Genomic DNA, 19,981 nt, shown 5'->3' with positions numbered 1-19,981 from the left:
TTCTTTCTATATAAAGTATGCATTTTAACGAATTAGAATGGTGAAAAGTCAGAAGCAAGCTAACTATTATTTGATTAGCCACCTCTTTTTTTCTTACGGTCAACCCAAACAATGCAAAAGACATTAGAGTTTTATTGTGAGAATGGGCAGGACTTAATCTCCTCCATTTTCGCTAAAAATACAGATTGAATGCCTAGTTTAAATAATCCGCGCTCAATAATTTGCTAATCTTCAGATAATTCAAACCTTATTGAACCATCCTCCCTGTTTATTCAATAAAGAAGGCAATTCCTTATTTAAAGATTGCACTCATTAGTGAAAGAACTTCTCCATTTAAAAAGGATTATGTGATATAACTATTCTGTACTATTTAGAATATAGGTAAAGTCCAAAATCTTGCATAACGGAGTTGTGACCCATTTGACGCAACATAGTAGCTATATTGCCACGGTGATAAGAGCCGTGAGTGACAACGTGTAGTACTGAGTCAGAAATAGAAGTTTCAAGCAATCCAGCATATGGATTATCCACCACTATCAACTTTTCAATATCTTTTTGACTGTTAAGAAGTGCTTTGTTTCGGTAAGATAAGTCTAGAAATATTTTTTTCATTTCCTCAATATTTTTCGTTTCCACCTCTTTTCTTAATTGATCCGTAGACCCCATTGCTTCATCCATACTTTTACCTGAGATTATGTCAAACCATGCGTAATCTGTGAGATAAATGTGAGACAACACCTTTGAAACAGAAGAAAAACCACTCTGAATTTCCTCATGATAAATGTCCTGTGGAAGTTCTTTCAAACGATCAATAATAACTTCATTTGCCCACACGTGGTAGTTGTACATTTTTAATGCGGGGTGTGTCATATTGAATCTCCTCCATTTTCAATCGTTTTTTCATATTAAAACTAAATGATACATAATTTACCTATATATTATGGGAAGTATATTTATTTATATGTTTATTCTAGTTTAGTTATAATAATCCTTCTTCAACTAACCTGCCCCTTCACCCTTAAATGCAATATCGATAATGAGAGTATTGGGACTGTGATTTTTCGCTTTTCTACTCATTGTTAAGGTAAAAACCTCAAAAGTTGACTTTTTTGTTAAAGTTAATAAGACTGGGCAAGACGGAATCCAAGATCGTCTATACAAAATGACGGATGGCTACGCCGACGACACGAGGCCCCACAACCCCTTACCTCTTCAGCCCAGCTACCTCCCCGAAAAATATGGTAGGAGCCGTACACTTGTTCATCATATAAATCCCAACACCACTCCCAAACATTCCCTAACATATCATACAGCCCCCATGCATTCGGTTCCTTTCTTCCTACTTCATGAATTTTGCCTTCTGAATTTTCTTTATACCAGGCAATCTTATCAAGATCTCCGTATCTATAACCAGTAGTTCCTGCTTTACATGCATATTGCCACTCTGCTTCTGAAGGAAGTCGATAGCCATCAGATTCCCAATCACAGATAATGTTTTCACCATCATTACTTATTGAATAACACTCTTTCAGTCCAGCTTTTTGTGAAAGCAGATTACAAAAAGAAATTGCATCATTCCAAGAAATATTCACAACCGGTTTTAGATTTCCGTCAAAAGAATCATTAGGTGATATATTTGTAATAGCGTAGTATAGACCCATAGTTACAGGATATTGGGCAAGAAGAAACGGTCTTATTTCAGCATTCCATTTGCTTTTTATTCTATCGTCTCTTAATTCTATTTCTCCCCCTGGAATTTTTACCATTGGATAGTCTATGAAACTCTTTATTTCATTTGACACTCTACCACCTCCAAAGATTTTGATTTTACAGATTTTACCGCTTTTAGAAGCATTAAATCTATACAAAAATTACTTTGGTTTTTTGCAGATTTTTGCCAGTTTGTATAAGTACATGTCTTTACATCTCATACCAATATTAATATTTACATCCAGAACAATAAAGGCTGTCTCCGGACCAACTTTTATTGTTCTGCTAAAGCCTCGTTAGTTAAAAAAATGCTATGACAATAACAATGAACAAATTAGCGATAAAATGTGATATAGCACTTATCCATGCATTGTTTGTTTTGTAAAATACTACACCATACAAAACACTATTTATGAATATGAAGAAAATATCATAACTGACTACTACAATATTACCGACTGCTAAATGACCTAGTGAGAATAGTAAAGAAGTCAAAATTAACGTTGGAATGATTGGTAACCATTTGCTTAATTGCCTTTGGAAAAAACCCCTCCACGCAATTTCTTCACCTAATGCTAAAATGGCAAGTTGAAGGACGAGTAATAATATCTTATCTAATGAAACCATAAACTCTGTTCTGAGATAAATATGTTCTATGAATTCAGGTAAGAACAGTGTCGCTAAAATAAAACAGACAATATTTATAACGAGTGGTAAACCAATCCAAAACAAAATTGATTTATCTTTTAGATTTATTCCAATTGCTTTCACATTTAGTCCAGTATCAGAAGAAGTATTTTTTTCTAAAACTCTATTGATAAAGAAAAATACGATACCGACAATAACAGATATTCCAGCAATACTAAATCCCAAAAAGTTCGAAACGGACACAATGGTCATAACTAACATCGCAACCAAACATATACTATTAATTTTTGACAAATTTATCTCCCCTTTCCTATTAATCTTTAGAATAAAGCTTATTCTTATTGAATTAACCTACCCCCTTAGTACAATAAGTTCAACAAAAAGACCGTTAATCCTTCTAGCTGCCCTCCAATTGTTACACTCGATTCTAACAATTGGATACAGTTCATTCTTGGATTAACGCCCCGTTAGCGAATAATAAGTGTCCAACTGATTAGGGGTGATATGTTATGATAATTAAGATTCGTTAACTTGTTTGGTTAACATTTGTATTAAATCGATCCTGTCGAAATGGGGGAAAATCATGTATATGCTGCGAGGTCATCATCTTTTTTGCCTTTTGGGCTATCGGGGAATGGGCTATTCCAAAGAATACGTGGAAAATATGACACTTCTTCACCAAACCTTGAGAGACAACCCTAAGATGAGGATTCAACTTGTAAAGGGTCCTGATCAGTTGTGTGAAAAGTACCCAAACTCAGGTGAATACCACTGCCAAAACGATAATATTTATGAAAGAGATGCCGCTATTTTAGAAAAACTAGGGCTTAAAATCGGACAAATTCTGACTTGGGAGGACATTGAATCACACATCCGAAATTATATCGTCCCATCTGACATTCAAATTGTGTGTGAAACTTGTTCTTGGCGGTCATATGGAGTTTGTGAAGAAGGTATTAAAGAGATTCTTGAAGGGAAAGGCTTAAGGGAAGTTAAATAAGTCCTCCCTCTTTTATTATATATTTCTATTTTAAAGTGAATTGTTTAAACTATAGACCCCGTTAGCATAACAAGGGATGAGTTAATATAATTTATTATCATTTTCTAAAGTCACTGCTAAAAATAAATACACAATAATAGATGTTGGACTTGTAAAGAAAAATATTAACCTAACGATTGTAGAGGATATACTGAAAAATTCTGCAACCCCGCCACAAACGCCTCGTATTAATCTATTTTTTGATGATTTCTTTAATATTTGTATAATTATACCTCCCTCATATTTGTAAAATTGGACTGTGCTAAATTGTTTTGCAAAGATGAAAGAATAACTACTTAGTTACTCAAGTACAGATTGAAAGTAAAAGCTGCTAATGGCAACCCCATGTTCTTTAACTAAAGCACCCGTGAGTTGAAGAATAAGATAATTATTCCCCAGGCATAATTCCTATCACCTCTAAAGTGTCCGGGTCAACAAAAACAGTTGGTGCAGCGATAGCATCTTCAATAGTTACTGTAAAAATCTCTTTGCCTATATATGACTTATTAATATTTTTATAACTATCATCAACCGTTATTTTTTTCACAGTTGCATTTTCCCAGTTACTTCTCGAGTATGGCTCAGGATTCCAATCTTGCTCTTCAATATAATTCAATACCACATCTCTAATCTCGCTATAAGTGTTATTATTTTCTACTTCATTACCTTCAACTTCATTGTTTGTACAACCTGTTGCAATTAGCGAAACGGAAATAAGTATGAAAACCAAGATTTGTTTTACTTTCAAAATATCCCCCCTTTTTACAATAAGTCGTTATTGGTAGTTGTATTGTTACTCCTGTTATTGTTAAACTAACTTGCTCTTTTAGTTGAATAGCAATAAAGCCTGACAATTCTGTTTCACTAAAGCCCCGTTCAACTATTTTCCCTATAAAGATAACCTATATTGAATTAGTTGGTTTTCCGTTCCTAAGTATTCTTCAATGCCAATCCTACTTACCTCTATAAATTCTAATTTCTCAAGCATTTTTCTGGAACGAATATTTGCTTCGTGAGTTTCTGCTTTATAAACTGTAATTCCTAACTTCTGAAAAGCATAATCCATCATACATAGAATAGAATTAGACCCAATTCCTTTTCCCCATAGTATACTCTCGCCAATTGCAATACCTAATTCAGCTGTATTATCTTTAATACAGGCTAAATCTACATACCCAACTAACCTTTCTTCCAATTCTATTCCTATTCGAATAAAATCTTCAGATTCATTACTTATACAATGAAGCCACCATCTATATAATTCTTCTTCACTTCTATTTTTCTCCCATCCATTTGCTGAACAAAAAGTGTCATCTTTACTCCATCTTAAAACAATCTTATAGTCATCTATGCTTAAAGGTCTAATTTTTATGGTATTAATATTCACTCTTCTATCCCCCAAGAGTTTTCTTTGTTCAACAACCTGCCCCGTTAGTTGAAGTACATTTTTTCCAAGCTAATTACATACAAACTTTATAATTCTTGTTTAACCATCTTCTTGTTATCAAAATGAATACTTTTCATTCCTTCATAAAACTTATATTCTCTGCTTAAATAGGTTTCTAACTCTCCATTATCATGAATAAGTTGTTTTAAGTAATACTTCGAACAATTTATTCTTTTTTGAATTTCTTTTTGATCCTGTGTTGTAGAACCATGACCTGGTACGTGAGTCGTTATATTATGATTTAGCAAAATGTTTTCAGCTTTATTGACAGTATTTACATAGTCATTATAATTACTGAAGATGAATGGAAATTCTATATCTGACAGGTAATCCCCTGAAAGAAAAATTCCATAAGGTTCGACCACTGTAAATAAACCATCATTAGTGTGACCTGGCGCTTTATAAAAAGTCATAGTAAACGATTCTAATTCTAATTTTTGCCCATCATCTGAAACAACAATATCTACTGAAGGATATTCAGCTATATAGTTTCTGTTCAAATAATACCCTTGGTCAAACCTATTTATTTTTCGAAGTATTTCTTCTTTATTTGGATTATTATCAAATTGTTTAGAAGCTATTACCTTTGCCTCAGGAAAAGCTCCAGAACCAATAATATGATCAAAATCACTATGAGTATAAATAATATACAATTGTTTATCACCAATATTTTGGTTTATGTAGTTCTTAATCACTTCAATTTCAGTAGGCAACCAATTAGGATCAGTCATTATAACAGCTTTATTAGTTTGAATTATCGCCGTCGTGGTCATATATAATGAACTTTGAAAAACTGTAATATTATTTTTATTGAATTGAATCATATAAATCCTCCCTTCCTCCTTTATTATTCTCTATTTCTTCACTCCTTTCCTTCTTTAACTAAAGCACCTGCTAGTTAAACAAAGATTTATTTTTAGTTACTGAATTCAGTTCTTTGGATTTTAATTTGAATAAGAAAAAAAGAGCTGCCTAAGCAAGCCCATGTTCTTCTAAAGCTACCGACAGCTTAATGATAGCTTGATTTTGATCTCAATTGAAAACTCACTTTTGTGTTTCCATGTATATAGAAGTTTAATGAATACATCAAATGAAGTTCCACTATCTTAATCTTTGATATGATAGTGCTTCATTTATTAGGATTTTTTGTTATGTTCCACATTTATGACGACATTTCCCTTCTTATGTCCTTTCTCCACATATTTATGAGCTTCAACTATCTCTTCCATCTCATAGGATCTGTCAATGACCACTTTTAACTTTCCTGACTCTATAAGTTCTTTGAGGAAGTTTAGAGCTTCGGAATTTTAGGTGAATTTTGACTCAATATTATTTTTTTGTTGGTTATCAATTTAGTCCATAACATTTTAATTCCTGGTAAAGGTATAGTGATATTTAGATAGGTTCCGTCCTTCTTTAACGATTTCATACAAGCTGAAAATAAACTCTTGTTTACCGCTTCAAAGATAACATCATAAGTCTCGCCTTTAGTAGAAAAATTTTCTGAAGTGTAATCGATTACCTGATCTGCTCCCAGAGATTTTACCAATTCTAAATTCGTTGTACTGCATACTGCAGTGACGTTTGCTCCGAAGAATTTTGCTATCTGTACTGCATAAGTTCCTACACTTCCTGAAGCTCCATAAACAAGAACCTTTTGGCCACTCTGAATATTAGCTTTTCTAAGAAAATACAATGCCGTTCGCGCCCCAATTGGAATGGCTGCTGCTTCCTCGTAAGTTATATTGGAGGGCTTAATAGAAACTGGTCCATCTTCAGAAAGACACTTATACTCGGCATAAGCACCAAAACCTGCCTGGGATGCTGCAAAAACCTGATCACCTTTCTTAAACAGCTTGACATCTTTCCCTACAGACTCAACTTCCCCAGCTAACTCCATCCCCAATATAGCTTTTCGGGGTCGTCTCATACCAAGTGCAATTCTCGCGGGCAACCAAAAAGTGAGAGGAACTTTAAAACTCCTTACACGAATATCTCCTGCTGTTACGGTTGTCGCTTTTACTTTTACCAGTATTTCATTTTCCTTAGGAGTAGGTTTTTCTACCTCTTTCAGTTGAAGAACGTTGGGGGGGCCATACTTTGTGTAAACAATTGCTTTCATTCATTTCCTCCAATTCGTTATATTCATTAATATCTACGAATGCGAATAAATAGAACAACGGTTTCACACTTCACAACTGTTCTCAAACTTTCCTGTCAGATGATTTTTATTCTACTAACTATTAATAATGTCAAAAATTTTGCGTTGGGCATCCTTAGCTTCAGGAATAGGAAAAACAACAAAAACATGATTCATTTTGGGATAAACAAAAGTGTTATGCTCGATTCCCTGGTCAGTTAGCATTTTATCAAGTCTCATGTTGTCAGGAAATAAGCCTTCATGCGTTCCAATAAAAATTGTAATTTTCCCTAGTCCTTCTAAATCACCATAAATAGGACTTATCATCGGGTCATCTAAACTTTTATCAGCCGCCCATATTCGCCTAATTACATCGTAGCCTTCTACAGCCAACATTGGGTCTCTAGCTTCATAGTCAAATATAACAGGATTATCCAATACCATATCAACACATGGTGATAATAAAATAATGTCTTTAGGCTGAGGAAGATTATTCAATTTTAAATAATGTGCTAAGCTCAGCGATATATTTCCACCCGCAGAGTCTCCCATAATGGTTAATTGTTTAGGACTTTCAATGGATTCAAGGGTTTCTCTGTATAAGTTTAAGAGTCTTGGGTAGGTATGCTGATAGTTAAAATTAGGTACTTTAGGATAAATTGGAGCGATGATTTTTGTATCCAATGATTGGGCAATTTTATCCATGAACTTCCAATGAAGACCTATCGGTTGATGAGTATGGGCACCGCCATGTATATAGAGAATAACTTTTTGTTTTGGAGACTTTTTATCATTTAATGTAAAAACCTGCATTTCTTCAAATGAACGTTCTGTAACATCACAGGTTAATTTAACCTTACCTATAAGATAAGGTTTGATATTTTCAAATCCAACTTGAGTAATGTGCTTCAAGGTGTTTTCTCTGCTTGAAAATTTCATTTTTGTCTTAGAAAATATCAAATATTTTTCAAATAAATAACTTTGTAACGAACGTTTTTTGTTATATATTTCTAAAGTCATATTTATACCACCTTTCACAATTATTAGTCTAATTTTTTAAAATTTTACTTTCTTTGTATAAAATTTGTTCTGCTTGTTCATATTATTTTATGTTTTATCAGATACACGAAATGACAATAAATAGTTATTATTTTCATCATACTAGCACTCATGTTCCAAACAGGCGTCTCCTACTTATTACTAAGCATGCATTAATTGTATACTTTAAGGTCATGACATAAATTGTTCATTTACTTGAGTAAAATATTCAGTCACACAATATGTAAAGGGATTAGTTCAACTTTTTTTGCCTATGCATGTTTGGGGGCTAACTCATATGGAACACTTAGAGGAACTTTATAGGAGTCAAGAAGTGAGGACACACCACCAAATTTGGACCAAGTATAAAATTTGGTGGTGTGTTTCTTTTTCAAAACTAAACTGCCACTTGAGTTGAACAAGATACTCTTTATTTGTTTTTTAAAGCAAGTTTAACTGATGTATTTATTTGTTCTTTGAACACACCAGTTTTATCAATAGCTAATAATTCCTCTTTTAAATGTTTTTCAAATAATTCAACGTTTTCTCCAAGAAATCTTTTAACACCAAAAGAAGTCGAATAGTGATTACCGATTATAGAGTCCAGTGTCCATAGATGCTCATAAGTAGGCATTTGATGAATTTCTAAGTCGAACTTTGATTTAGATATAATTTCCTGATGGCTAACTGCTGGATGACTGTATGTAATTTTCCCTGCTCTCCTTTCATTCCCATACCAATGTTTTATAACTTCTTGGACTTTCTCCTGCCAAGGTAGAAGCATTTCATTAGGAGAGTAATTATCTATAATAGCTATTCCTCCACCAACATCAATCATTTCGTATAAACTTTCAAGAACGTTTGGTCTATCCATCCAGTGAAATGCCTTTGCAATAGTTACAAATCGAAAGGTTGTATTGTATTTACTTTTAAATTTTTCAATATCACCAATAAACCAATTTGCATTCTCTACTCTAGCTTCCTTACTGATTCTTTCAGCCTCCTGAATCATCTCTGGCTCCGTATCTAAACCTACTATTTTTTCGAACCAATCAGAGAACCTTAATGTTAATCTTCCATCACCGCATCCCAAATCTAGCATGCTGCCATTTCCATCATAAGAAAACTTACTTCTTAAAAATCTGATTAAAGTTGCAGAATACAATGGTCTATATCGTGAATAATACCAGGCTGTGCCTTTAAACAAGTCATCCCCATAATCTTTCATTTAATCGTCCCCTTATTTATACCCTCAAAATGTAAATAAACTTTCTATTTAACTAACCTTCTTTAGTTAACGAATTTTATAATATATTTTTTAATATCTTTTTAAATTCGAATTCTTCTTCTAAAAATGGATAATGGTTACTTTGTTCAAAAATATGGAGAGAAGCGGCTGTAATTAATTCTCCTAATTCAATAGAAAAATCAATAGGACACTGAACATCATGTCTACCACAAAGTATGTAAGTATTTGTTTTAACTGATGGCAATTGGCGAGTAACATCAAAAATAAGTTGTTCTCGACTGAAAAAATTCATCCTGCTTGCTGACATCTTTTTAGTGATATTTTTTGAAAAATATAAGTCATAATTGTCAGGTGTAAATAATGACAATTGTGTTCTTTCTTTAGATAATCTTTTTCTTTCTTCCTCAGAAAGGCTTGGGAGTTTTAAAATCTCTATCAATTCTTGCATTCGTTTAAATTTAGGATGTCCTTCATTATAAATACACCTATTTGAGGATGAACTATATTCTCTTGCGGAAGAACCAACTATAATAAGGGATTTTAAAGAAAATGAAAAATGAATACCATATATTATTCCAATCATCCCACCTGTAGAGTGACCTGCGAATGTCCAAGACGGAAAACCTTTCACTTTTCGTATCTCTTCAAGGTCAAGAACGGCATCTATCATACTTAATTCGTGTGCATAGTTTGCCTTATCTGAGTTTCCAGCGTCTTTTAAGTTAACTAAAAAAACTTTATTGTTATCCGTAAATGTATCCGCAAAATAATCCCCTGTCTCATTAAATTCTGAGTAGTGATGAGTTATACAAATAGGTTCTCCTTCTCCTTTGACAAACACTTCAAACGTCCCACGAGTAGTTTTAATCATCTCTTTTATCCATTTCGGCATTCCATTGTTCCCTCCATTGTTAATAATTCTGTTCCTTCTTAAACTAACCAGCCCCTTTAGTTCCATAAGATCAACAAAAAGGGGCATTAATCCTACTTGGTACTTGATCAACGCCCCCCTTCTTCAACTAACTTGCCCAGCTAGTTCAATAAGCAAAAAGAAATTATATTATGTAAGTATAGGTTTTATATTCAATAAGCCTTTATCAACGGATGTCTCTATATAACCAACTATCTGATTAAACGTAAATACATTAAGTTTTTCATTTATAACTTCCTTATCATATTTCATATCGCCTAATACATAAGGAATGAAATCTTCAACTTCTTTTGACTTAACCTCTTGCAAATCAAATATAGTAGGAAGATTACTGAGCATTTTTCTTAATTCATCTGTAAAACCATAGTATTCTAATAATTTTCCATTTAATAATTGGAAATCATTATAGTATAAATCAAACATTTCTTTATTAGCTTCCATTCTATTTTTCAACCAAGGAAGATAAAAACCTTTCAGCCATATGTCATCAGCGATTAAATGTGTAAAGTATCCCAATATATAATGACTTTGACTTTCTACTTGCGAACTATATTGATGTAAAAATCCTTTATAATCAATGCTTCTTGAATAATCTTGTACTTCACCTTTAAAGAAATGTGATGAGTCTTTAGTTGAAACAGCATCTGGCGCAATTCCTCCAAGTAAAAATGATGTCTTATCTTCTATTGAGAGACAATCTGCAATTCTATTAGCAATAACCAAGTGCATGATTCTTGAACCCATAATTCCCCTCACCCTTCAATAACTATTTTGCGCCGTTAGTTGAACAAGAACATTATAATTGAAACTCTTTTTTAATTATTTGAGCTACTTCTTCCGCACTCAAATAAGTGTTATCTATTCTTAAATAATGTTCCTTGTCAATTTCACCCTTTTTAGAATTCAACCTACTACTTTCTATGGTACTTAGTAAATGTTGTTCAGATTGTTCAATGTTTCTTTTAGTTGGTTTATATTCAAGTCTATGCGGTGTCTTATTTCGTTTTAATCTCTCCTCTACGTTGGCCTCTAATTCAACGAAATAAATATCAGCCCCTTGAGAAGAGACAGTTTGACACATGTTTTCAATCTGATCCCAATCCTCTTTTTGATTGAAATACCATACCTTAGTAAAAATCATCCCATAATTATCACTTTTCGAAAATGAATTAAATATTTCCTGCCGAAATAGTTGTGTTAATCTCCACATTTCTGTACTAAATCCGAATAGTGGCTCAAGTAAATCTATAGTCATGTGGTTATGAAATAACTTTAAATCTGTTACCTTAGCTAATTCTTGTCCGACAGTCATTTTTCCAACTGCTTGTGGACCAAATATAAAAACAAACTTTTTCATAGTACCTTCCTCCAAACAGTAATGAAAAGATCACCATATATTTTTCTTATAGTCTCTGTTATAGAATGTAAGCTTCCCGAACTAACCTACCAGTGGTTGAAGAAGAGAGATGTTTTTATGTTCCGAAGACGGAAAAAGCAATATAAATGGTGGCAAAACTTGTTAAACAAAAGCCTTTGCCCTGTTCGAAGACTTGAATACTTAGGATACAACGTTACAATCACTGAACCAATTGCCTCATAATCCAATCCATAGTTTGATCCTCATTTAGGGGCTGCACTTTTTTAAAAATAAATAAGTTTAGTCTGATTTCGTATGGTCTTTTTCTTTAAATCGAAGACTTTAATTTTCATGGGAGTTTAACAACTATTTTGTTTGTTTCCCATTCGACCGTAAATATTCTAAAGTGATTTCTACTCGCTCTTGTACTGTATAATTTCCTTCAATTCTTAACACTGGACAAGTTAGGTCGTCCATCCAATTTTCGTGTAGTATTTTACTTCTAACTTCCATCCCTGCACTATCATATAAGGAAGCCCATTCAATAAACTTCTTATATTGTTCATGTTTGCTACCATCAGCTAATATTTCATCACCATATCTTTCAAACTCTCTTTGTTGTAGCCTTTCCAGTCTAATATTTTCAGGAATCCATAAAAATATTACCAAATCAAAATATGATATTAAGCTATCACCCCAACCACATAATGCCCCCGACAGAACCGACTTTTCATACTTTAATAAGTCTTCCTTCAGTATTTTCTTTCTATCGTTTACTTCTCTTATATCTGTAAATTTTTTTATCCAGAAATAATCATCGGTATCAAGATGAGAGTAAAGTAGCTCATTTGATAATGATGTTCCCAGTGTAGATGTACCAGAACCAGAAGCACCGAAAATATGTATTTTTTTCATTTTTCTCCTCTCAATTTTAAATAATTTTTAAGTTAGTTCTACCTATTCGTACACATATGTTTTAAAGTAAATATTCTGAATCGTGTGTGTGTCTGTCCGCTCTAAACTAATTCACTCCAATTCTTTTCTTTACTACGCAAATATTTTTTCAAGTTTCTTTAGCGATTCAATACTGCATACATTTGAAAAAAAGGATAGTAGATATTTCCTTGATTCCTCTTTGTCTTTATTTATAGTGTCTATTTTATTTCTAATAGCCCAAGAATCATAAGTCTCAAAAGCTGTACTGCTCCATCCATTCTTTTCACCGTCTTCATTTCTTTTCTCCTGTATGCCTGAAATTACAATATCCATTGATCCTTGTAATTCTAATAACGCGTTCTCAAATATCCTTTTTTTATCTCTTTCCTTTAATCCTGCTTTTACTCTTAACGCCCTTGTGTCTATCCCTTCCAGTTGGCTAATTATATTGTATATTTCAAATGCTTCTTTTGAAACGTTCCCATCATAATAGCGTTGCTCAACGGACTCAGCATAACCTAAGACCCTTTTTACATATGGAAGAAGCTGACGTGAAACTAATATCGATTTTTTCTTAATGAATTTACCGTATCCTGCAACTCCATCAGTTGAAAATTTCGTTCTCCAAATCCAAGGATCAAACTCTGTATCGGAATGCCAATACTCTGGAAGAGTAATAGTATTTAAAGAAGGGAAATCAGGTATTAAAGGGGCAAGGGGAAGTATACCAATCTCTTCTATTACATCTATGGCATCTCCATAAGTTTTCACTTTATATTCCATCTTTTTTTATCTCCTTTTAAAAAATAGACATATACATAATTTCTATATATAACAAGATTTTCCTTCTTGAACTAACCTGCCCCTTTAGTTGAAACAAAAAAGGCTGTCTTCAGTTTGCTCTGTTCTGTTATAGCACCCGTTACTTTAAGTAGGAAAATACTCCATAGGTTCTGTACAATGAACGTATCCATTTTTCTTATAATAATTAATGCTATCATCACTTGGCCATACAATAATAAATTCATATCTCTTTTCTTTAGTCCACTCATTAATTTTGGTAAGTAGCTTACTTCCAATACCCTTATTTCTAAATTCTTTAATTGTATATACGTTCGTCATATAAGCAAATGGATGTGTTATTCTACCAGGGCGTGGTACTTTATGTATTAATTCTATATATATATGTGAAACAATTTTTCCATCTTCCTCCGCAACCCAAATAAACCATTGGATACTATTAAGTGCAGACTCTAAAAAAGTTTGATATTCCTTTTCAAAATTATTAAACATAGTCTGTTCGTTATTTTTACTTTCATCAAATTCTATTGTAAAATCCCATCTCATTCTTATTAATTGCTTAATGTCATTTGATTCAGCAAGTCTTATATTCATCTAATTATCCTCCCCTCCCATTATTTCTTCTGTCTCTAAACCGCCCCGTTAGTCAACCATGCAGCACTAATTAGGCTGCCCCACAGAGAATGAAAAAAGCTTAAGAGGAGTCAATACTAATAGTCCACCGAAATCCATAGACCTATTATTGTACGCTCTCCTCTTTTTTTAATCGAATTGAGCAGGGTCTTCTGGAAATTGAATAATAAAAGCTAAATTTATTAATTAAGCAAATTCTTCCACATTAGCACCAATTATATAGTTGAAAATTATTATGTTTTTTAAGACTCTAGGCAATCGGTGTACCATTTTTAACAGTTTCATCTGGCTTTAACAGAATTACATCACCTTCTTCTTGGACACCGCCAACAACCAATACTTCAGATTTGAATCCCGCGATTCGACGTGGAGGAAAATTTACAACCGCTATCACTTGGCGACCTATCAATATTTCTGGAGTGTATCTTCTTGTTAATTGCGCACTAGATTGTTTAATTCCTAATTCTTCACCAAAATCAATACTTAGTTTAATTGATGGATTACGTGTTTCTGGAAAGGATTCGGCACTTATTACAGTACCAATACGAATATCTAGTTTTTGAAATTCTTCTATTGTTGTTAAGGTCAAAATTATTACCTCCCAAAAAATTTAAATAAATTAGTCAAACTGTACGAAAATTAGTTATAAGCAATTGTTGAGATTTTTGTGTATTTAGAGAAGTATCAAAAGATAGATAAGGAACAACTTCTTTTGAAATTATTATTGGACAGAGAAGACTATTTTTCCCTAAAAGAGATATAAAAAGCCAATAGAAAACCGTGCTGAGAAATTACTATTTGATCTAATGCAAAAGAAAACCAAATTTATTTTATTGTGTCAAACAACTCTACATCAATTTCCTCTTTATCTTCCCAACTATAAAATTTTTCTAAATGCCACTTATTCTTTAGTCTTATATGGTTGTTTTTTTCAATCCATTTGTGTAATTCATTATATTCTTTACTTATTTGATAATTTGGACCTAAATGTCTTGTAATAGCATATCGTTGAGGTGGTACTGTTAAAGTCACCATATTAGTCGGAATATCTTCGAACTCTTTTACTTCTACACAAACCCAATAACCATCTTCCTCAACGGTATCATTATCTACCACAAATGCACCAAATTGTTGTAATGGATTGACAACATGTTTAATTTCGCTAATACACTCGCTAAGGCGTAATGATGCTTTTGGTATTTCCTCTATATATTGTTCCCCAGCACACAAAACTCGAAATCCTACTAACCTTAATTCATGAAGTTCTTTAATTGTCTTATTCTCCATTGTCATTTCTTTCATATCCTCCTATTTTCAGTATATTATAATTTCTGCATATCAAAATCAAATACCTTCTTATCTTATGATTTATGATCCAAATAACTAAAAAATATTGGTAGGTTATGCTTCGATTAAGATTCATCCTAAAACAAAAGAACGCCCTGTGGACGTTCTCTTTCTTTACGACAAATTATGTTCCAAATGTGCAACAAAAAAGCCAACTAAATGTTGGCTCAACTTGTTAAACTAAGCACCCGTTAGCCTCTTTATTTGCCTACAAAATAAACAGTAAAAATTAACCCATTTATTACTAAAGCTGATAAAGGAATCATTGCAACAAATGCCGAGAGAACTAATTCCCTTTTGATTCTATTTGAATTAGCTTTAACAATACTAAATAACGAAGAAAGAATTAAAATGAATATAGTTATAGTGCTAACTAACAATATGCTTCGATTCATTTCACCAGTTACTCTTGCAATATATTCCACGAAAAATACTGCTATTAGCCCTACAAGCCCCAATATAAAAGAAGATATAAACCCTTTCGTGAATTTATCTATTTTGCACACCTCCTAATGTTTCAATAAGTACAATTCCCCCCAAACCCCTCATTACTTCCAATTTTAAACAATTAATATTGTAAAGTCCATCTTACCTTATTGAACTATCCTGCCCCTTTAGACGAGTAAGAGTAATAATCGTCACAAAGAATAAAATGGGCTAATAATAAAAAAATGAAAAATGAAACTTTTCAGTTTATGGTTCGTATTACAAATATGCCTTTTGTTAGTAATTTCAGCATAAAAGCATTGGCAAATGAGGTGTACTTTGCTAGTTACAAATTTTAGCAATAGCACAGAATGGAGAGGAAAAAACATGTTAAGACCAAATAGTAAATACGCAGCTTATTCACTAATGTCAAGTATTATAGCTCTTGGTTTAATGCTTCCAACTTTCTTTTCGTCTTCTATTAAGTCTCTACCATTCATTTTTGATATGGGTTTCTTATTATTAGGAATATCATTTATTCTATCTTCTAATACCGAAATAAATAACAAAAAATCTTTTTATATCTATTTAATATGTGGGACTGTAATTATTGTTGTTTCTTTACTCAATATTTATAAACAACTTTAATTTCAAAAAAATGTTAGTTTTCATGATCTATAATTTCATATACTCAACTAACCTGCCCCGTTAGTTCAATAAAAAAAGAGTTGCCTAAGCAACCCGCGTTCTTAAACTAAAACCACCCTTAGTTTAAGTTCATTTCTTCACATTTACATTAATAGAGTATTTTTTAAGAAAGATGTCCCCACTATTTCCAAGTGACTAAAATGACATTATCTATAATATTCTCGCAACCTTCAAGAATGTAATCAGTTCTTTCTGTAGTTTCGACCTCCTCGATTGAGGTACAAGTCGTATTATTTATGCTTCCTTCCCCAAATTTATCTCTTCGTGTGTCACTTGTGGATTTTATGACTTCACCATCAAATTCAAGATCATGAAGCATTGGATCACCCTCTTCTGTATATCTAACTACTCTAATATTATCCTTCTGCCCTTTTTCAACATTATTTAGAAACTCACTAAATCTCTTTATTTTCAATATCCCCATGCATATCTACTACATCTTCTGATGAAGGTTTGTAATCTTGAATATCATTTTGTTCCTGAATTTTGTTTGTTGTATTTTGACAACCTGCAATTAAGAGCGTAATTAATAATAAATTAAATATAAAATTTACTATTTTCATGGCTATACTCCCCCTCATTGCAATTAGACTCTTCTTCCTTAAAGTATGTTACATCTCTTATTCAACTAACTTGCTACGTTGTTCAATAGAGAAAGCGCAATCTAAGCATCTCTAAAATGCACCCTTAAGCATAAATGTACTACTCCGATGCGTCTGTTTTATTTGCTTTGCACAATCTTTGATAGTTTCAATGACAATGGTCGGCTCTGATAATTGCGGGAAATGTCCGCTGTTTCTTGCGATAATATGTTTGCTATTGCTTGACAATGAAAGTAGTTCCAATTGATTCTCTATACGTTTTTTTCGAACGTCCTCTGGCACCATTCTACTTTCTCGTCCACCTGTAATAACAAATAAAGGTATTTCAGGGAAAGTGTCTATTTGCTGAATTTTATCCACAGTTTGTTTCACAAAATTTACTTCATTGAATTGTTTATGTGATGACAAGGAATCAAACATTCTAAACATCTTGTTAATTGCCTTAACTGTCTTACCTTGATATTCATTAAGGCTTATATCATTCGGATGGCTGGATTCTAAAAAGACAATTCCTGCTACTTCATTTGGGTAGAGCCGGGCATATAAATTTGCATATAAGCCACCTAGCGAATGTCCAACTAATAAGAAAGGAGGCTCAAATCCTACTATTGATAATGCTTCACGTAAAACTCTAACAATCGTTATTCCGTCTTGTGATTCTTTCGGCTTATCACTACCAGTAACACCGAAACGATTATATGAAAATACTGATGATGATTTCGAAATTTCCGGCAGTATTTTCATCCAGCCTTCTATCGGCCCTGAACCACCGTTAATCAAAACTATATTTGGTTTTCCGTTTCCACTAAGATTATATTGTAATCTTCCTTTTGATGTTTCCATTATAGATTTAACTATTTTCACTGGGACACCTCACTTTGTTTAATTTTCTTTAACTTTGTTTACGTATGTTAAAAGCTATTGGTTTCATAAGACTCCTTTTCAGATTGTATATAGACACAAATAGATCTATTGCAATTAAATATTACAGAATATAAGGACATCAAACTTAGTCACAGGTACATTTATTTAATGAAGGGCAACGTCTTAAATGACGCTACCCTTTTACTATTGCCCTTATTAGTTAAAGAATATTTTTAAGCCATGACATCATAATTCCCATTCCATTTCTATTGTTCGCTCTAAAATTTCTAACATTAAGCCGAGTTCTTTTACTGACTTCATTTTTTGCGCATCTTCACTTTCGTATGATGCCACTGCCTCCCGATAGCGCTTTATGGAATAGCGCGTTAACTCTTCCTTCACAATCTTTCCCTTCAATTCGTATAATATATCGTTATACGGTTCATCAAGGTAAATAGGCAAATACGTATTTTCTACAAAAATATATTCCCCTTGTGCATTTGTTGTCACTTTCAACCCAAAATCATCTGTAATAAAAGGCAAATCTGGCTGTGGTTCCATCGGATTGAGTCGTTCAGGAATCTTTTCTGCAAGCTCGTTCATCTCATCTTCTGTAATCCCCATAAGATTACTATAGGCCATTGCCACTTCTCCACTTGGGTATGCGCCTGTTTCATCCAAGCCGATTCCTTTATTAAATAAATCTTGATAGAGCATTTCGAACTCTCTGTTTACTAATACATAATATTCAATATATTCTTCCTCTGTAATCTTCAGTGTAGCAAACATCTTTTCATAATATGCGTTTAAATTCGCATCCCTCTTGTCATATTCAAGCTCCATTTTGATACGCTCTCTGAAAAAATCACGTTTCTCTTCATCCCATTTGTAATCATGCTGCTCTAAATGATAGAAAAGTGCAAATTTCTCGATCGTCTTACTTAAACTAAAAAATTCAACAGCTTCTTTAGAATACAAAAAGTTATCTCGATAAAACATTTCATATTTTGTGATCTCTATAGTTCGATCATCAAACATACGAAAGCTTAAAGGGTCTGCTAATTGTTGTGGCTCTTCCGTATTCAATAAGTTCGTCGATACAAGTATTGCACCTATCACTAAAATGATCAGTGCAGCCGCTAGAAATAGCTTTATGTACGGTTTTTTTGGTGTTTTTTGGTTGTGAATCGTTTCTTGATCCATTGTATTTGTCACCCCTGTCTCTATTTTTTATTTTGACAAAAAATTCCGATAATAAAACTTGTAGAAGCACCCTTATTTTTTATAAAAACATAAATTTTGATAAACCTCTCTTTTTTCATTATGAATATCTTTATACACTACAAGTTGTTTATCCTCTAATTTTTCATTACATCATTTAAACATATTTTCATAACATTTACTTATGATACGTTTCTTAGTCACTATTCTGGTTCTTACATTAAGTCGCCGCTGCAGAGGAAGCAGCTGCTTGGTCAGCCTTCACACAATCAATTGCGACAACAAACGCAATAATGATTGCCTCCATTTCCTCATTAAATATTTGAACCTTGTAGCTATCGCCCCAAGTGAACCACTCCTTGTTCACTTTACCGACGATTTCACCATGCTGTAAGACCTGAAAATCCATATCCCACCAGTTACCTTGTACCTCAATGTCTGCAGCATCAATAGTATAGCGTGCTTTTAAGAAAGAAAACTCCTTCTTAATCGTTAGCACCTCTCGACCATTCACCTCAACAAAAAACTTAGGTAAAAAGCTAAACACCTTTTTTGTAATAAGTGCAACTTCATCTCTTGTTGTATTCATAATGGAGAAAGTCTTTGGAATTTGCATAAAACTGCCCTCCACGTAATAAACATCCTTCTCCTGCTGATCCTTTACCGTAAATTTGCCACTTATACTGAATACCTTCTGCTTTATATAAAGTTGCTTCATACTACGCCTCCTTCGATATTGCATATTAATAAAGCGTTGATTTCATCATAGACATCAATAGTGATTGAAGTGGATTTTTTTGTGTTTTGTTTAAAAATATTTGCTAAAGAGAAAAATAATATATTCATTATATATATACTACACATTATATCGAAATACCTTCTTA

Annotated in this window: 24 protein-coding genes and 1 pseudogene; 2 read left to right on the top strand and 23 right to left on the bottom strand. The window is 32.9% G+C overall.

Translation table 11 applies throughout. The annotated features are described in order from the left end of the window. Positions 1-366: 366 nt before the first annotated feature. From FG384_RS12465 to FG384_RS12455, 3 genes are all read right to left on the bottom strand, one after another. Positions 367-870 carry a DinB family protein gene (locus tag FG384_RS12465; protein ID WP_142642933.1) on the bottom strand — a complete coding sequence of 168 codons (504 nt, stop codon included), beginning with the start codon at positions 868-870 and terminating at the stop codon, positions 367-369. A 248-nt stretch (positions 871-1,118) separates the two neighbouring features. Beyond that, positions 1,119-1,766, bottom strand: coding sequence for a formylglycine-generating enzyme family protein (locus FG384_RS12460; RefSeq protein ID WP_205961793.1), 648 nt, complete (start codon positions 1,764-1,766; stop codon positions 1,119-1,121). A gap of 244 nt (positions 1,767-2,010) precedes the next feature. Then, positions 2,011-2,652, bottom strand: a complete 642-nt coding sequence (locus tag FG384_RS12455; protein ID WP_142642931.1) for a CPBP family intramembrane glutamic endopeptidase — start codon at positions 2,650-2,652, stop codon at positions 2,011-2,013. A gap of 289 nt (positions 2,653-2,941) precedes the next feature. Here FG384_RS12455 and FG384_RS12450 point away from each other — a divergent pair, with 289 nt between their 5' ends. Then, the gene (locus FG384_RS12450) at positions 2,942-3,358 is read left to right on the top strand and encodes a DUF1284 domain-containing protein (RefSeq protein WP_142642930.1); all 417 of its coding nucleotides are present in this window, start codon (positions 2,942-2,944) and stop codon (positions 3,356-3,358) included. Positions 3,359-3,439: 81 nt separating this feature from the next. On the opposite strand, the gene FG384_RS12445 is transcribed toward FG384_RS12450, so the two are convergent. The 15 genes and pseudogenes from FG384_RS12445 to FG384_RS12375 all read right to left on the bottom strand — a co-directional run bounded on the left by FG384_RS12445 (position 3,440) and on the right by FG384_RS12375 (position 15,231). Beyond that, positions 3,440-3,616 carry a PspC domain-containing protein gene (locus FG384_RS12445; protein WP_338101332.1) on the bottom strand — a complete coding sequence of 59 codons (177 nt, stop codon included), beginning with the start codon at positions 3,614-3,616 and terminating at the stop codon, positions 3,440-3,442. A gap of 169 nt (positions 3,617-3,785) precedes the next feature. Then, positions 3,786-4,145 (bottom strand): hypothetical protein, encoded by a 360-nt coding sequence (locus tag FG384_RS12440; RefSeq protein ID WP_142642929.1) that lies wholly within the window; start codon positions 4,143-4,145, stop codon positions 3,786-3,788. Positions 4,146-4,286: 141 nt separating this feature from the next. After that, positions 4,287-4,784, bottom strand: coding sequence for a GNAT family N-acetyltransferase (locus tag FG384_RS12435; protein WP_240793416.1), 498 nt, complete (start codon positions 4,782-4,784; stop codon positions 4,287-4,289). Positions 4,785-4,870: 86 nt separating this feature from the next. Continuing rightward, positions 4,871-5,668 (bottom strand): MBL fold metallo-hydrolase, encoded by a 798-nt coding sequence (locus tag FG384_RS12430; RefSeq protein ID WP_142642927.1) that lies wholly within the window; start codon positions 5,666-5,668, stop codon positions 4,871-4,873. Positions 5,669-5,980: 312 nt separating this feature from the next. Further along, a pseudogene (locus tag FG384_RS12425) lies at positions 5,981-6,966 on the bottom strand (NAD(P)-dependent alcohol dehydrogenase). 114 nt (positions 6,967-7,080) lie between these two features. After that, positions 7,081-8,004, bottom strand: a complete 924-nt coding sequence (locus tag FG384_RS12420; protein ID WP_142642926.1) for an alpha/beta hydrolase fold domain-containing protein — start codon at positions 8,002-8,004, stop codon at positions 7,081-7,083. A 448-nt stretch (positions 8,005-8,452) separates the two neighbouring features. Then, a complete protein-coding gene (locus FG384_RS12415) occupies positions 8,453-9,250 on the bottom strand; it encodes a class I SAM-dependent methyltransferase (protein ID WP_142642925.1) in 798 nt (265 codons plus the stop codon). 76 nt (positions 9,251-9,326) lie between these two features. Then, positions 9,327-10,163, bottom strand: coding sequence for an alpha/beta hydrolase (locus FG384_RS12410; protein ID WP_166462446.1), 837 nt, complete (start codon positions 10,161-10,163; stop codon positions 9,327-9,329). Between the two features lie 168 nt (positions 10,164-10,331). Further along, positions 10,332-10,946, bottom strand: coding sequence for a zinc dependent phospholipase C family protein (locus tag FG384_RS12405; protein ID WP_142642924.1), 615 nt, complete (start codon positions 10,944-10,946; stop codon positions 10,332-10,334). 52 nt (positions 10,947-10,998) lie between these two features. Then, positions 10,999-11,559 (bottom strand): AAA family ATPase, encoded by a 561-nt coding sequence (locus FG384_RS12400; RefSeq protein ID WP_142642923.1) that lies wholly within the window; start codon positions 11,557-11,559, stop codon positions 10,999-11,001. Positions 11,560-11,925: 366 nt separating this feature from the next. Then, positions 11,926-12,474, bottom strand: coding sequence for an ATP-binding protein (locus FG384_RS12395; protein WP_142642922.1), 549 nt, complete (start codon positions 12,472-12,474; stop codon positions 11,926-11,928). 132 nt (positions 12,475-12,606) lie between these two features. Further along, the gene (locus FG384_RS12390) at positions 12,607-13,278 is read right to left on the bottom strand and encodes an AlkZ-related protein (protein WP_142642921.1); all 672 of its coding nucleotides are present in this window, start codon (positions 13,276-13,278) and stop codon (positions 12,607-12,609) included. Positions 13,279-13,422: 144 nt separating this feature from the next. Next, entirely contained in the window at positions 13,423-13,890 is a 468-nt protein-coding gene (locus FG384_RS12385; RefSeq protein ID WP_142642920.1) for a GNAT family N-acetyltransferase, read from the bottom strand. Positions 13,891-14,179: 289 nt separating this feature from the next. Next, positions 14,180-14,518: a chaperone CsaA gene (csaA, locus tag FG384_RS12380; RefSeq protein WP_142642919.1), complete on the bottom strand. Its 339-nt coding sequence runs from the start codon at positions 14,516-14,518 to the stop codon at positions 14,180-14,182. Positions 14,519-14,754: 236 nt separating this feature from the next. Next, entirely contained in the window at positions 14,755-15,231 is a 477-nt protein-coding gene (locus FG384_RS12375) for a GyrI-like domain-containing protein (protein ID WP_142642918.1), read from the bottom strand. An 858-nt stretch (positions 15,232-16,089) separates the two neighbouring features. Here FG384_RS12375 and FG384_RS12370 point away from each other — a divergent pair. Continuing rightward, complete coding sequence (locus FG384_RS12370) at positions 16,090-16,350, top strand: hypothetical protein (protein WP_142642917.1); 261 nt, start codon at positions 16,090-16,092, stop codon at positions 16,348-16,350. Positions 16,351-16,531: 181 nt separating this feature from the next. Here the strand turns inward: FG384_RS12370 and FG384_RS12365 are convergent, their stop codons facing one another. The 5 genes from FG384_RS12365 to FG384_RS12350 all read right to left on the bottom strand — a co-directional run bounded on the left by FG384_RS12365 (position 16,532) and on the right by FG384_RS12350 (position 19,815). Continuing rightward, positions 16,532-16,834, bottom strand: coding sequence for a DUF4362 domain-containing protein (locus tag FG384_RS12365; RefSeq protein ID WP_142642916.1), 303 nt, complete (start codon positions 16,832-16,834; stop codon positions 16,532-16,534). Beyond that, on the bottom strand, positions 16,806-16,973 hold the full coding sequence (locus FG384_RS19845; protein WP_166462445.1) for a hypothetical protein: 168 nt from the start codon (positions 16,971-16,973) through the stop codon (positions 16,806-16,808). The genes FG384_RS12365 and FG384_RS19845 overlap by 29 nt, the downstream gene beginning before the upstream one ends. Positions 16,974-17,084: 111 nt before the next feature. Beyond that, entirely contained in the window at positions 17,085-17,876 is a 792-nt protein-coding gene (locus FG384_RS12360) for an alpha/beta fold hydrolase (protein WP_142642915.1), read from the bottom strand. Between the two features lie 246 nt (positions 17,877-18,122). After that, entirely contained in the window at positions 18,123-19,079 is a 957-nt protein-coding gene (locus tag FG384_RS12355; protein ID WP_142642914.1) for a hypothetical protein, read from the bottom strand. A gap of 238 nt (positions 19,080-19,317) precedes the next feature. Next, positions 19,318-19,815 carry an LURP-one-related/scramblase family protein gene (locus FG384_RS12350; RefSeq protein WP_142642913.1) on the bottom strand — a complete coding sequence of 166 codons (498 nt, stop codon included), beginning with the start codon at positions 19,813-19,815 and terminating at the stop codon, positions 19,318-19,320. Between the last annotated feature and the right edge of the window lie 166 nt (positions 19,816-19,981).

This window comes from Psychrobacillus vulpis (assembly GCF_006861825.1).
Taxonomy (GTDB): Bacteria; Bacillota; Bacilli; order Bacillales_A; family Planococcaceae; genus Psychrobacillus; species Psychrobacillus vulpis.
This window is presented reverse-complemented; position numbering and strand designations above follow the sequence as displayed.